Here is a 13,595-nt window from a genome sequence, read left to right as displayed (position 1 = left end):
ACGCAGTGTTCAAGAATACGGTTTTACTGGCGGTCAGATCATTTGCACTGCTGCTTGTGCTAGTTATGACACCTGGTTTGATCAGTGCCAACACCCTGCTGGTAATGGGCGACAGTCTAAGCGCGGCCTACGGCGTGCCGGAAGAAACCGCCTGGGTAAATTTGCTGCGCCAACGCCTGGCCGATAATGGCCACAACGACTGGAGCGTGGTAAATGCCAGCATCAGCGGCGAAACAGCCGACGGCGGAGCCCGCCGGCTGCCGGGTTTACTGAACAAGCACCAACCGCAACTGGTGATCGTGGAGCTGGGCGGCAACGATGGCCTGCGCGGTTTTCCTCCGCAGGTGATCGAAAAAAACCTGGCCTTGATGCTTAAAAACAGCCAACAGGCTGGCGCCCAAACCTTGCTGGTGGGTATGCAAATACCACCCAATTACGGCGACCGTTACACCCAAGCTTTCGCCGCTATTTTCGGAGATCTTGCACAGCGCTACAACTCCGCACTGGTGCCCTTCTTCCTGGAAGACATTTACAACGTCGACAGTTTAATGCAAAGCGATGGCATTCACCCCACAGAACCGGCCCAAAGCATTCTGTTGGACAATGTGTGGCCCCACCTGGTGCCTTTGCTTTGAGTCACCGCTAACAAACCTTTTATTTCAGGGTGTTGACTCCGGCGCTCAAAGCGAACACTATACGCGCCGGCTTGATGCTGTTCCCTGATAGCTCAGTTGGTAGAGCAACGGACTGTTAATCCGTTTGTCGCTGGTTCGAGCCCAGCTCGGGGAGCCAATTATTTTAAAATGCCGCTGATACGAAAGAATCAGCGGCATTTTTCATTCTGGCCTTCAAAAAACCTGAGGGCTTTGATAAAAACCGGTCAATACTTTGAACAACGTATAGGCGTCGTCGGCACCAATCATCTCGCGAATGGAATGCATACCAAGCTGGGGCACACCAATATCCAGGGTCGTCACACCCAGATTCGCGGCCGTCAGCGGCCCTATGGTGCTGCCACAGCCCATATCGCTGCGCACCACGAAGGTCTGGTGGGGCAGGCCCAACTGGTCGCTCAGATGACGATACACCGCCGCCGAACGGCTGTTGGTCGCATAACGCTGATTGTGATTTACTTTGATTACCGGACCAGCATTTAGCTCAGGGCCATGATTCTCGTCGTGCTTGTCCATAAAATTCGGATGGATGCCGTGGGCGTTGTCCGCCGAAATCATCATTGAGTGGGCAATCGCACGACTTTTTCCTGCGCCACACCAGCGCTCCAGCACCGAACTTAAAAAAGGCCCCTGGGCACCTTCGGCAGACATACTGCCCACTTCTTCGTGGTCGTTGCACACAAGTAACGCCGGCTGTTCACCGCTTGTTTCCAGCAATGCTTGCAAGCCGATGTAACAGCTCAACAAGTTATCCAGCCGCGCTGACGCAATAAAGTTATCGCGCAGACCTACAAAGCCCGCTTGCTGCACATCGTAAAAGCTCAGTTCATAGCCCAGAATACGCTCTGCAGTAACGCCCTTCTCTGCTTTCAGCTGAGTGATCAGCAGGCTGGCAAAATCGGTGGTGTCGTCTTCAGGCACCTGCATCAGCACCGGTGGCAAGTCGGTTTGCGGGTTCACCGTGCGGTTGCTGTTGGCTTCGCGGTCCAGATGAATGGCCAGGCTGGGTATAAACGCCACCGGTTTGCGGAAGTCGATCAGCGCATCTTGCACTTGCCCGTGGCCGTCGACGTAAGTGACTCGCCCGGCCAGAGAAAGATCGCGATCAAACCACGGATTCAGCAACGCACCGCCGTAGACTTCAACACCCAGTTGCAAGAAGCCTTTGCGACGGAGTACCGGATTGGGCTTTACTTTCAGGCACGGGCTGTCAGTGTGAGCGCCAACCATGCGCACGCCGGCTTTGGTTGTGTCCGTATTGCCAGTACGAAAGGCCACAATCGACGAGCCGTTGCGAATGACGTAATAACCAGTGCCGGCTTGCAGTGACCAGTCGTCTTTTTCATCCAGCGAATGAAACCCCGCGCTGTCGAGCTGCTTTTTCATGGTAGCGACAGCGTGCCACGGCGTTGGTGAGTGGTTCAGAAACGAAAGCAGATCGTTGTTGAAATCAATATGTTCCATGGTGTCCTTAATTCAATAATAATAGTGGCAACAGTGTGCCATGCAGACCCAGATACTCAATCCTACAGGAGCCTAGCCCTTGGCCAAACCGTGTTTTCTCGATATTGAATACTATCAGAATGACGACACCCTATTCCCCACTGCCATGGCCTGGTCACTGGTGGATGGCACCATGAAAACCGTGGTTATTGCACCAGAAGACGACTGGCTGCCAGAAGACGGCGACACCGGCGATATCGACCTGAACTACCTTGAAGAACAGGGCGTGCCACTGATAGAACTGACCCGCGAACTGCACCAAGACTTGCCTGACCAGACGGTTTACGTAGACGGTCTGGATCCGGACGAAATTCTGATCGACCGAATTTTCGCGGCGATCGGCCAAGATGCGCCTTTTGAAATCGCACCGATCACCGACCTGATCACCGGCGTAGACAGCGAAACCCTGGAAGACGAACGCCGCGCCCTGCTGATCGAAGAAGGCCTGGAACCGCAGCTGCCGGAAAACGGCGTGTATGCGCTGCTAATGTTGGCCCAACACTACGGCGTACTGGGCGACGACGAATTCACCGAAGAGACGGATTCCGAGAAGACGGATTCCTAGGGGACGGATTTTAAATCCGTCCCCGGTCTGGCCCTGTCCCCTCAGCCTTAGCCAACGTAGAAATCACCCGCTTCTCGCGCTTGCAGCGGGTGGCGAATGTTCCAGCAGCGGTGGATGCGCGGATTGCGCTGAAAATCCTTGTCTATGGTGCTTTGGCTGACTTCTTCCACTGCAAACTCCGCGCTGATTTCGTCGTCTAGCTTGAAACGGCGAAAGTTGTTGGAGAACACCAGCAAACCGTCATTGGTCAGGCGCTGCATGGCCTGGCGAATCAGCTTGGCGTGGTCTTTCTGAATATCGAGAACCCCAATCATTTTCGCCGAGTTGGAAAAAGTGGGTGGGTCCATAAAAATCAAATCGAAACGCTGGTCAGGTTTAGGCTTGCTTGCCAACCACGCCAGACAATCTACGGCATCCACCTGATGTTTTTTCGGATCAGCGTGGTTCAGTTCCAGGTTATCTTTAGCCCAGCTAACATAGGTGTGGGACATATCCAGGCTCAAAGAGCGGCTGGCACCGCCGGCAATCGCGTGTACCGTGGCCGCGCCTGTGTAACAGAACAAATTCAGAAAGCGTTTGCCGCGGGCATTCTGCTGAATCCACTGGCGCAGCGGACGGTGGTCCAGAAACAGACCGGTATCCAGATAGTCTTTCAAATTCACTTTTAGCGTGCAGCCGTGTTCCTGCACCTGGAAAAACTCACCGCTGGCCGCCTGCTTTTCATACTGATTGGTGCCGGTTTGACGAAGTCGTTGCTTGCACACCAGGCGATCGCGGGGAATGCCAAGCGCCTCGGGGATTACCGCCAACGCTTCTGACAGGCGTTCACGAGCTGCACGTTCGTCGATGGTCTTGGGCGCCATGTATTCCTGCACGTGCACCCAGTCATTGTAGATATCAATCGCCACTGAGTATTCGGGCATGTCGGCATCGTACAGGCGGTAGCAGCTGATGTTCTGTTTACGTGCCCACTGGCCAATGCTTTTGACGTTCTTTTTCAGGCGGTTCGCCAGCATGGCGGCGCGCTCTTCGTTGGTAATACGCGGCAGGATTTCACCCGGCGCTGCCGGATCTTTCGGAATACGTGCGCTGGCCTCGTCTACTGTGAACAGCAGCAGCTGTGCCGGCAGTTTGCCGTTGAACAGCTTGTACTGTTTGAAACTGCGCAGGCCAATGGATTTACCGAATTCCGGCGCCCCGGTAAACACGCCCAGGCGCCAGTTTGGCGTTACCCGTTTTACCGCCGCGCCTAAGGCCTGATAAATTTCCGCCAGTGACTTGCGCTCGCTCAAGCGCTCGCCGTAAGGAGGGTTGGTCACTACCAGGCCCTGTTCAGCCCAGTCACCAGTGAGCTCAAGCTCTTGCAGCGGTATTTCTGTAAGCTCAATAATGCTGTCTAGCCCCGCCCGCTGCAGGTTGTTACGCGCCGTTGACAATACCCGGCGGTCTTCATCAAAACCGGCAATACGCGGTATCCGACCTTGTTTACCAGCATGGGCACGACGTTCCACTTCCTGGCGCAGCGACATCCACAGCTCGGCGTCGTGGCCCAGCCATTTTTCGAAACCAAAACCGTCCTGGCGCCGTCCCGGCGCGATATCCAGAGCCATCAGCGCAGCTTCAATCAACAACGTGCCGGAACCACACATCGGGTCTATAAAATCACCGCCGGCGGCGACAATTTCGGGCCAACCGGAACGTATCAACAGCGCAGCTGCCAGGTTTTCTTTCAGCGGCGCCCGACCCTGCTCTTCGCGATAGCCGCGTTGATGAAGGCTGTGACCACTCAAATCAATACCAAGGGTTAATTGGCCGCGGTGCAAACGCGCAGACACAATCACATCCGGGGTTTTGCCTTCGACTGCAGGGCGCTTGCCACCGTTAGCCGTAAAGCGATCGACAATGCCGTCTTTCACCCGCTGAGCGCCATACTGAGTATTGCGAATAGCTTCGTTCTCGCCAATAAAATTCACTTTGAAGCTGCCATTAACGGCAATGTGCTGCTGCCAGTCCAGATGCACTACGCCGTCATACAGTTCATCATCACTGGTTGCAGCGACTTCTGCCACGTGCAGGATCACCCGATTGGCCAGGCGTGACCACATGCAAGCGCGGTATCCCCCTTCCAATGTGCCTTCAACCCACACACCGGCAGGCGCGTGACGAACCAGGCTCAGGCCAAAGCCGTCCAGCTCGTCCGCCAGCAAATATTCAACGCCTTTTGGGCAGGTTACAAAAAAGAGGGGTAGGGACAAGTGGAACTCCTGGTTTTGTCGGGACGGCTAAGTTTCTGGAATTGTTCTCATTAACCACTTTCAGGCTAATTTTTATGCACATAAGATCTATAGAATAATATTTTTAGACTAAAATAGTCTTGTACTTTGAAGGTCACTTCGGCCTACCTTGTACCTGACGCGTCGTTTCGGGGCAATAGCCCCCAGTAACAGGATCCTGACTGCTCTGGTGAGAGCTGGCAATAGTGGGTTGTAGCGAAAACCATTTCGCCACTCCGTTTGTCGACACCTCTGCAGAATGTGTACACGCTTGTTTCTGTTAATCCATCAGTGAGGAACGGCATGAAAAGACAGAAAAGAGACATGGTCGCTCGAGCATTCAAGCGGGGGTACCTCGCAGGAGTGTCCGGTAAATCGAAAGACAGCTGCCCCATTGAACAGGCTGAAGTTCGTCAAGAATGGCTAAATGGGTGGCGAGAAGGCCGCACAGATCAATGGGATGGTATGACCGGTGTCTCTGGCATCCATCGATTAGCCACCGTCACCACTGCGTGATGGACGTAGTGGCGAAGTTTAACATTAAAGACAGTACTTAATTGAGTTCGGTGTTTACCCAAAACCCACAAATCGGAGAGATCTGAAAACTGGACGAGTAATCGATAAAACCGAACGGGGCCACCCGCCCCGTAAAATCGCGGTAAACCGCAGGGGACTGTAGTTCCCCATAAAGGGCTCGCTCAGCGGGCCCTTTTTTATGAGCAACATTTAGGTTTTATGGATAACATTTGGGCATTACCTCAACCCAGCGCTTTAATCGCCGCTGCGGCTTCGCCAATCAGCCCAGGACCTTTGTATATAAAGCCGGTATAAATTTGCACCAATTTGGCACCCGCCTGAATTTTCTCCGCCGCGCTGGCGCCATCGGTAATTCCGCCCACACCAATAATCGGCAGCCGTTCACCCAACTCGGCGTACAGTCCGCGAATAACGCGTAATGAGGGTTCGCGCACCGGCGCACCGCTTAAGCCACCGGGTTCATTACAGTGCTCATGGCCGGCCACGGCTTCGCGGCTTATGGTTGTGTTAGTAGCAACCACCCCATCCAGTCCACTTTCCACCAGCGCTGTTGAAACAAAGCGTATGCCGGCGTCGTCCATATCCGGTGCAATTTTCACCGCTATGGGCACATAGCGGCCATGCTCTTTTTCACAGCTGAGTTGCTCATCTTTTACAGCGGCCAGTAACTGCTTCAGCGAATCACCAAATTGCAGATCCCGCAGGCCTGGTGTATTGGGCGATGAAACGTTGACCGTAATATAGTCGGCACGGTTATACACGGCGGTGATGCACTTGCGGTAATCCAGCGCTGAATCTTGCTCCGGGGTGTTTTTATTCTTACCCACATTGATACCCAACACACCGGAAAACTTGCGGCGATCTACCTGAGCCAGTAAGTGCCCCAAGCCTTGGTTATTAAAACCCATACGGTTAATAATGGCCTGGTGTTCGGGCAAGCGAAACATGCGGGGCTCGGGATTACCCGGCTGAGCCAAGGGTGTGACGGTACCCACTTCAATAAAGCCAAAGCCGAGATCACCCAAAGCGTCCATATGATCGGCATTTTTATCCAGCCCCGCTGCCAGTCCCACCGGGTTGGGAAACTCAAGACCCATCACTGCTACCGGATGCGCGGGAACCGCAGGCGCCAAATGCTTTAATACGCCCAACCGATGGGCCATATCCAGCCCTTTCAAGCTAAGATTGTGCGCCCGCTCTGGCGGCAACTTGAACAGCAGGTTGCGAATAATCCCGTACATCAAAACACCCTCAAATACACTCGCTAAAATTTGTGTGATGAGTATACCGGAAGTTTTCCACAGCATCCTGCGCGGTTAGGGTATGGTTTGAATTTCGTCGTAACTGATTGTCTGGTTGGCTCCACTCAGGCTTGTCCACGGAATCTGTGGATAACTCTGTTGAAAATGCCGGTGTAACACGTTCCACGCCTTGCAAGCAGCGCCCGACTACAGATTGGTCACTTTTTAACCAGTTAAAATTTCCTTTATTTTCATAGATCTATATACTTCGCAATCGACACTTTTTTAAAATAATAAAACATGTTGGCTGCCAACCGGTTTACACTCTTGTGCATAAAATCAACAGAAAACCCGCTGCTTTTAACCAATATACGCGGTACTACGACTACACTTTGGCGACATCTGAAATACCTCGCCACTCTCCGCTGGTTTATTCCGGCTAACCGGCACGACTTGGTTTGTATTGTTAATACGCGCTTTGGAGCATTCGCTATGGAACACACAACACCGGCACCCGCTGACAAATACGCCAATCTGGGCAATGAAAAACGGGCCGCCAGCCGGGTGACCGTGATTGGTATGGTGCTGGACGCTATCCTGGGGCTGTTCAAGATGGTGGTAGGCACCCTGTTCCATTCTCACGCGCTGGTGGTGGATGGCATCCACTCGTTCACGGACGTGGCCTCTGATTTGATGGTGCTGGGTGTGATGCGGATATCGCGGCAGGCACCGGATGAAGACCACCCCTATGGCCATCAGCGCATTGAGACGTTTGGCACCTTGTTAATGGGCAGCCTGCTAATTGCAGTTGGCGCCGCCCTGGCCTGGGAGAACGTGCAACGGCTATTCACAGACGACATAACCTTCACGCCGGGCTGGCCGGTGCTGGTTGTGGCGCTGTTGTCGGTGGTGGGCAAAGAATGGATTTTTCGCTACACCCGTAAGGTGGGCCAGGAGATACGTTCAGATCTCATCATTGCCAACGCCTGGCATAGCCGTACTGATGCTTTCTCATCAGGTATTGTGGTGCTGTCTACCATTGGCGCCATGCTGGGCTACTTGTGGCTAGATACGCTAGCAGCAGTTGTTGTAGCAGGCATTATCATCCATGTGGGCTGGAGCTTTGGCTGGAGTTCTATGAAAGAACTGGTCGACACCGGCCTTTCTGTTGAAGACACCGATCGATTGCTTGCCATTGCCAGTGATATTGATGGCGTTCGTGATGTGCACGAACTGCGCAGCAGACGCATGGGCGACGATATACTATTGGATGTGCATTTGGTGGTGCGCCCGGATGTCAGCGTATCGGAAGGGCACCAGGTGGGAATGCGCGTGGTCGGCGCCATGCGCAAAGAACTGGATAATATTCGCGACATCAACTTTCACATTGATGCAGAAGACGATGAAAGCTACCACCCGACGTCTTCGTTGATGCCCTCTCGCAAAATCATTCAGAAGACCATACATACGATCACACCTGAAGCGCCTACTGGTAATCGGCTGCGGCTGCACTACCTGAAGAACAAGGTGCATCTGGAGCTATTTCTGGACGGCAGCGAGGGCGATTTCGACAGCGCCGGGCTACGCACACAGCTCGCCGAGTTCCCCTGGTTTGGCAGCCTAAGGGTGTGGCAGACCGCCGACTGAGCGGCGACCTGTAAACGATTTTTTACTTCTTAACGGCTTAGCGACTGCGGTTGGCTTCCATCCGCGACAGGAATTCCTGCATGATCAGGGTGTACAGCTCACCGCCCAGGAACAGATCTTCCACCCCGGCGTCAATGCTGGGGTTGTCGTTCACCTCAATCACCGCTACCCGGTTACCAGACTGTTTGATGTCTACACCGTACAGGCCGTTACCGATCAGACGGGTTGCATTCAGCGCCGCCTGAATCACATTGCGCGGCACCTCATAGGTGGGCATGGTTTCAAAACCGCCGCTGTTGCTGCTGGATTCCGTGTGTTGGTAGATTTGCCAGTGGCCCTTCACCATCAGGTACTTGCAGGCGTAAATGGCACGCCCACCCAATACGCCGATGCGCCAATCGTAGTCTGTGTAAAAATATTCCTGAGCCAGTACCAGCGCCGACTGCTTGAACAGTTCCCTCAAGCCTTCGCGCAGAGATTTTTCATCTTCGGCCTTGTTAACGCCGCGGGAAAAGGCGCCGTCGGGTATTTTGATGACCGCCGGGAAGCCCAACTCACTGATGACCTGCTCTACCGCGTCTTTCTGGTCTTTCGACAGAATCAGAGTTTTTGGCGTGGGCACCTTGTTGTTTTTTAACAGGTCGGCCAAGTACACCTTGTTGGTACAACGCAGAATCGACACCGGATCATCAATAACGACCAGCCCTTCGGCTTCGGCCTTGCGGGCAAAGCGGTAGGTGTGATGGTCAATAGCGGTGGTTTCGCGAATAAACAGACCGTCGTACTCTGGAATGCGCATGTAGTCGCGACGGGTGATCTGCTCTACGTTAATGCCCAGCTTGCGACCGGCTTTTTCGAAGCGTTTGAGGGCTTCTTTGTCACTGGGAGGCATCTCCTCATCTGGGTTCACCAGAATGGCCAGATCAAAACGATAGTTTCGGCGGGCACGGGGCTTGCGCCACACCATACCGCTGAAACGATCCAGCGAGCTGGCAAACACGTCTTGCTCCTGTTCCTGCAAATCTACCGGCGCGGCCGGCTTCATGGATTCGATTTGCCAGGTTTTACGGCGTTTGAACACCACTTCCAGAATCGGACACGGGAAGCGATCAAACAGCGCACGCGCTACCGGTTTTAATTCCGGTTGGGACGACTCGCCAAAATACGTGCGTATACGCACTTCCTTCGCAGAATGAGAATTCTCCGCTGTAGGCACAATGGCCGCATCCAGCCATTCAATCACGCTGGCGTCCAGCTGTTCTAGCTGCAACGAAAACAGGCCTTTGCGGCTCAAGTCGTTCAGCGTTATCACCGAAGGCACTACGTTGTGGCCGCGGGCTTCTGCAAGCAGCGAACAGTAATAGCCACGGCTAAGGTAGCGGGCGCTCTGGCACAGGTTGATCACTCGCACGCGACTCGAAGCCGGCGCAGAGAATTGCAGGTACTGATCAAAAGTCAGCACATCGGAACTGGGATAATAAGGCGCCCAGTCTTTGGCGCGATCTACCACAATCAACAATCGAGACATATTCGGGCGCTACATTCAAAGGACGGCATCCAGCGGACGACATCGGTACATTTTCGCAACAATACGCGGCAATTCAGTGCGCTACAATCATCATGTGATCGGTGCTTTTACGCATACTTACAATGCTTGCGCCAGCGCGGCGCAAGCCCATAATACGCCGATACGGGAAGCGTATGCGCATGCCCTTGTGTACTTCTGTTCAGGCCACCGATTTATGTCTTCAATTGTGCTTCGCCAGGCCGTCAGTGACGATCTTGACGCCCTCGTGGCGCTGGAGCATCACTGCTTCAGTGAAGACCGGATATCCCGCCGCAGCTTTCGCCGTTTTCTGGAAATGCCGCGGGACCGGTTACTACTGGCCAGCGACGGCGACACCTTGCTGGGTTATTGCCTGGTATTGATGAGCGCGGCCACTCGTTTGGCGCGGATTTACTCCATTGCTGTCAACCCCGCTTCTCGCGGTAACGGTATTGGTGAAAAGCTGGTTAAAATGGCTGAAACCGAAGCAGCGGACGCAGGGCGCATTGTGATGCGCCTGGAAGTACGAGAAGACAACGGCGACGCCATTGCGCTTTATAAGCGCTTGGGCTATCGCCAGTTTGGCAGTTATCGGGATTATTACGAAGATCACGGTAACGCCCTGCGCTTTGAACGCCGCATTCTATTTTACAAGCCGGGCGCGCAATTCCCGCCGGTGCCCTATTACCCGCAGACCACCGAATTTACCTGTGGCCCTGCGGCCCTGATTATGGCCATGGCAGCGCTGAACCAGCAGCAGTCACTGACAACCCTGGAAGAGCTGAAAATCTGGCGTGAAGCCACTACCATTTTCATGCTTTCTGGCCACGGCGGCTGCGGCCCCCACGGCCTGGCACTGGCGGCCTGGCACCGGGGGTTTGAAGCAAGCGCGTGGATCAGCAACGAAGGCGCGTTGTTTAAAGACACGGTGCGTAACGACGACAAAAAACGGGTGTTGGAGCTGGTACACGAAGGCTTTATGCACGACCTCGGCCAAACCGGCATTGAACTCCATCACGACCCGCTGACCCTGGCTGGGTTGGAGCAAGCTCTGCTAGAGGGGCGCATTCCACTGATTCTGATCTCTACCTGGCAGTTAAATCGCAGCCGGGTGCCCCACTGGGTCACCGTTTGTGCCATAGACGACCAGTTCGTGTACCTGCACGACCCAGAAATTGATGTGGAGGATGGGGAGACCATGGCCGACAAGCAATACCTGCCCATCGACCGCCGGGTGTTCAGCAAGATGTCCCGTTACGGTAGAAACCAGCCGCTGCAGGCCGCGGTGATTGTGGGACCAAAGCGTGCTTTTTAATTCAATAAAACTCCGCAATTAAAAAGAAAGCACGCTTAGTCCAATAAAAAGCCTGCGCTCCGGTTATCCGGTGCGCAGCGACGCTTCTTTTAACTCGGAAATATCATCACGCAATCGCGCCGCCGTCTCGAAATTCAGATCGGCAGCCGCCTTGTACATTTCGTCTTCCAGTCGTGATATTTCCTTGAGCACTTCCTGCGGCGACTTTTTGCCCACCAGAGTGCGGTAATGTTCGGCTTCTTCTGCCGCCTGCTGACCCGGGCGCTTCGATTTGTTGCGGCCACGGCCACCGCTGCTGGCGCCTTCCATCACATCCGCAATTTTTTTGGTCATGCCCTGGGGCGTAATGCCGTGTATTTCGTTGTGCTCAGCCTGTTTAGCGCGCCGGCGCGCGGTTTCATCAATCGCCCGCTGCATAGAGCCGGTAATGCGATCGCCATACAGAATCGCTTTGCCGTTGATGTTACGGGCGGCGCGGCCAATGGTCTGAATCAGCGAACGCTCGGAACGCAGAAAGCCTTCCTTATCCGCATCCAGAATGGTCACCAACGACACCTCCGGCATATCCAGACCTTCACGCAGCAGGTTAATGCCCACCAGCACATCAAATTCGCCGCGGCGTAAATCGCGGATTATCTCCACCCGCTCGACCGTGTCGATATCCGAGTGCAGATAGCGCACGCGGATATCGTGCTCCATCAAAAAGTCGGTGAGATCTTCTGACATACGCTTAGTGAGTGTGGTCACCAATACCCGCTCGTTGACCGCTACCCTGGCATGAATTTCTGATATCAGATCGTCAATCTGTGTAGACGCTGGCCGCACTTCAATTTCCGGATCCAGCAGGCCGGTCGGCCGAACAACTTGTTCAACAACTTGACCCTGATGCTCGGCTTCGTAGTTGCCTGGGGTGGCCGACAGAAAAATCATCTGCGGTGCAATACGCTCCCATTCTTCAAACTTCATAGGACGGTTGTCCAGCGCCGACGGTAAGCGAAAACCGTACTCCACCAAGGTTTCCTTGCGCGAGCGGTCGCCCTTATACATGGCGCCGATTTGCGGAATACTGGCGTGAGATTCGTCAACAATCAGTAAGGCGTTAGCAGGCAGGTAATCAAATAACGTGGGTGGCGGCTCACCGGGGGGCCGGCCCGAAAGGTAACGGGAGTAGTTTTCGATGCCGTTGCAGTAACCCAATTCCTGCATCATTTCCATATCATAACGGGTGCGCTCTTCCAGGCGCTGGGCTTCCACCAAACGGTTGTTGTCGCGCAGCTGCGTCAGGCGCTGGTCAAGTTCTACCTTAATGTGCTCAATGGCGTCCAACACGTTTTGCCGCGGCGTTACATAGTGCGACTTCGGATACACCGTCACTCGTGGCACACGGCGTAGCATCTCACCGGTCAGCGGATCGAAAAAGCTCAGATTTTCTACCACGTCGTCAAACAGCTCGATGCGGATAGCTTCTTTTTCCGACTCCGCCGGAAACACGTCGATCACATCGCCGCGCACACGGTAATTTGCGCGATGAAATTCGATATCGTTACGGATGTACTGCAATTCAGCCAAACGTTTCAAAATAAGGCGTTGATCCATCTGATCACCGCGATCCAGGTGCAACATCATCTTTTTATACGATTGCGGATCGCCCAGACCGTAAATGGCCGATACCGTCGCCACAATGATTGCATCCGGGCGCTCTAGCAGAGCTTTTGTAGCCGACAGCCGCATCTGCTCAATGTGCTCGTTGATGGAGGCGTCTTTTTCAATAAACGTGTCGGACGACGGCACGTAGGCTTCTGGCTGGTAATAGTCGTAGTAAGACACGAAATACTCGACCGCGTTATTCGGAAAAAATTCACGAAATTCCCCGTACAGCTGGGCGGCCAGCGTTTTGTTATGAGCCATCACAATGGTGGGCCGCTGAATCTGCTGGATGACGTTAGCAATAGTGAAGGTTTTACCGGAACCGGTCACCCCCAGCAGGGTCTGGTGGGCCAGCCCCGATTCGATACCGTCCACCAGGGCTTCTATGGCTTTAGGCTGATCACCGGCCGGAACGTAGGGTGAGTGCACCTGAAAAGCGCCCTCCCCCACATTGGGTTGTTCAACGTTTTCAAAGCTGTTGACCATAACCTGAGAAAATCCTCGATGGCTCTGTAAGCCGTGGAAGTTGGCACTATCTTGCCGAGATACAGTGCATAGATAGTGCTTAGATAATACAGAGAAATTTAGTGTTGCGCCGGCTTCGTGCTAATATCTCCCTGATCGACGGCTGGAGGAGGTTCAGCCAG

10 protein-coding genes and 1 tRNA gene are annotated in these 13,595 nt (G+C 54.0%); 6 read left to right on the top strand and 5 right to left on the bottom strand.

Translation table 11 applies throughout. The annotated features are described in order from the left end of the window. Positions 1-5: 5 nt before the first annotated feature. Both ATG98_RS15865 and ATG98_RS15860 read left to right on the top strand, forming a co-directional pair. Complete coding sequence (locus tag ATG98_RS15865) at positions 6-635, top strand: arylesterase (protein WP_098418086.1); 630 nt, start codon at positions 6-8, stop codon at positions 633-635. A gap of 81 nt (positions 636-716) precedes the next feature. After that, positions 717-792: transfer RNA gene (locus ATG98_RS15860), tRNA-Asn, on the top strand. A gap of 56 nt (positions 793-848) precedes the next feature. On the opposite strand, the gene ATG98_RS15855 is transcribed toward ATG98_RS15860, so the two are convergent. Then, positions 849-2,138: a M18 family aminopeptidase gene (locus ATG98_RS15855; protein ID WP_098418085.1), complete on the bottom strand. Its 1,290-nt coding sequence runs from the start codon at positions 2,136-2,138 to the stop codon at positions 849-851. A gap of 79 nt (positions 2,139-2,217) precedes the next feature. Here ATG98_RS15855 and ATG98_RS15850 point away from each other — a divergent pair, with 79 nt between their 5' ends. Next, entirely contained in the window at positions 2,218-2,742 is a 525-nt protein-coding gene (locus ATG98_RS15850) for a hypothetical protein (protein ID WP_098418084.1), read from the top strand. Between the two features lie 47 nt (positions 2,743-2,789). Here the strand turns inward: ATG98_RS15850 and rlmKL are convergent, their stop codons facing one another. Next, on the bottom strand, positions 2,790-4,997 hold the full coding sequence (gene rlmKL, locus ATG98_RS15845; protein ID WP_098418083.1) for a bifunctional 23S rRNA (guanine(2069)-N(7))-methyltransferase RlmK/23S rRNA (guanine(2445)-N(2))-methyltransferase RlmL: 2,208 nt from the start codon (positions 4,995-4,997) through the stop codon (positions 2,790-2,792). Between the two features lie 321 nt (positions 4,998-5,318). On the opposite strand from rlmKL, the gene rmf reads away from it, so the two are divergent. Next, the gene (gene rmf, locus ATG98_RS15840) at positions 5,319-5,531 is read left to right on the top strand and encodes a ribosome modulation factor (RefSeq protein WP_098418082.1); all 213 of its coding nucleotides are present in this window, start codon (positions 5,319-5,321) and stop codon (positions 5,529-5,531) included. 242 nt (positions 5,532-5,773) lie between these two features. Here rmf and ATG98_RS15835 read toward each other — a convergent pair whose 3' ends face one another. Then, complete coding sequence (locus ATG98_RS15835) at positions 5,774-6,793, bottom strand: quinone-dependent dihydroorotate dehydrogenase (protein WP_098423797.1); 1,020 nt, start codon at positions 6,791-6,793, stop codon at positions 5,774-5,776. 492 nt (positions 6,794-7,285) lie between these two features. On the opposite strand from ATG98_RS15835, the gene ATG98_RS15830 reads away from it, so the two are divergent. Beyond that, positions 7,286-8,440, top strand: coding sequence for a cation diffusion facilitator family transporter (locus tag ATG98_RS15830; RefSeq protein ID WP_098418080.1), 1,155 nt, complete (start codon positions 7,286-7,288; stop codon positions 8,438-8,440). Positions 8,441-8,477: 37 nt separating this feature from the next. On the opposite strand, the gene ATG98_RS15825 is transcribed toward ATG98_RS15830, so the two are convergent. Next, on the bottom strand, positions 8,478-9,968 hold the full coding sequence (locus ATG98_RS15825; protein WP_098418079.1) for a RimK family protein: 1,491 nt from the start codon (positions 9,966-9,968) through the stop codon (positions 8,478-8,480). Between the two features lie 214 nt (positions 9,969-10,182). Here ATG98_RS15825 and rimI point away from each other — a divergent pair, with 214 nt between their 5' ends. Further along, positions 10,183-11,301 (top strand): ribosomal protein S18-alanine N-acetyltransferase, encoded by a 1,119-nt coding sequence (gene rimI, locus ATG98_RS15820; protein WP_098423796.1) that lies wholly within the window; start codon positions 10,183-10,185, stop codon positions 11,299-11,301. 63 nt (positions 11,302-11,364) lie between these two features. Here rimI and uvrB read toward each other — a convergent pair whose 3' ends face one another. After that, on the bottom strand, positions 11,365-13,434 hold the full coding sequence (gene uvrB / locus ATG98_RS15815) for an excinuclease ABC subunit UvrB (protein WP_098418077.1): 2,070 nt from the start codon (positions 13,432-13,434) through the stop codon (positions 11,365-11,367). Between the last annotated feature and the right edge of the window lie 161 nt (positions 13,435-13,595).

This window comes from Marinobacter sp. LV10R520-4, assembly GCF_002563815.1.
Classification (GTDB): domain Bacteria; phylum Pseudomonadota; class Gammaproteobacteria; order Pseudomonadales; family Oleiphilaceae; genus Marinobacter.
Note: the sequence above shows the minus strand (reverse complement) of the source record. Positions and strands in the feature narration are given on the sequence as shown.

Excerpts from the sequence above, each read along its gene's own strand:
- ATG98_RS15855 (WP_098418085.1), bottom strand. The coding sequence starts at position 2,138 with ATGGAACATATTGATTTCAACAACGATCTGCTTTCGTTTCTGAACCAC.
- rmf (WP_098418082.1), top strand. The coding sequence starts at position 5,319 with ATGAAAAGACAGAAAAGAGACATGGTCGCTCGAGCATTCAAGCGGGGG.
- ATG98_RS15835 (WP_098423797.1), bottom strand. The coding sequence starts at position 6,793 with ATGTACGGGATTATTCGCAACCTGCTGTTCAAGTTGCCGCCAGAGCGG.
- ATG98_RS15830 (WP_098418080.1), top strand. The coding sequence starts at position 7,286 with ATGGAACACACAACACCGGCACCCGCTGACAAATACGCCAATCTGGGC.
- ATG98_RS15825 (WP_098418079.1), bottom strand. The coding sequence starts at position 9,968 with ATGTCTCGATTGTTGATTGTGGTAGATCGCGCCAAAGACTGGGCGCCT.
- uvrB (WP_098418077.1), bottom strand. The coding sequence starts at position 13,434 with ATGGTCAACAGCTTTGAAAACGTTGAACAACCCAATGTGGGGGAGGGC.
- rimI (WP_098423796.1), top strand. The coding sequence starts at position 10,183 with ATGTCTTCAATTGTGCTTCGCCAGGCCGTCAGTGACGATCTTGACGCC.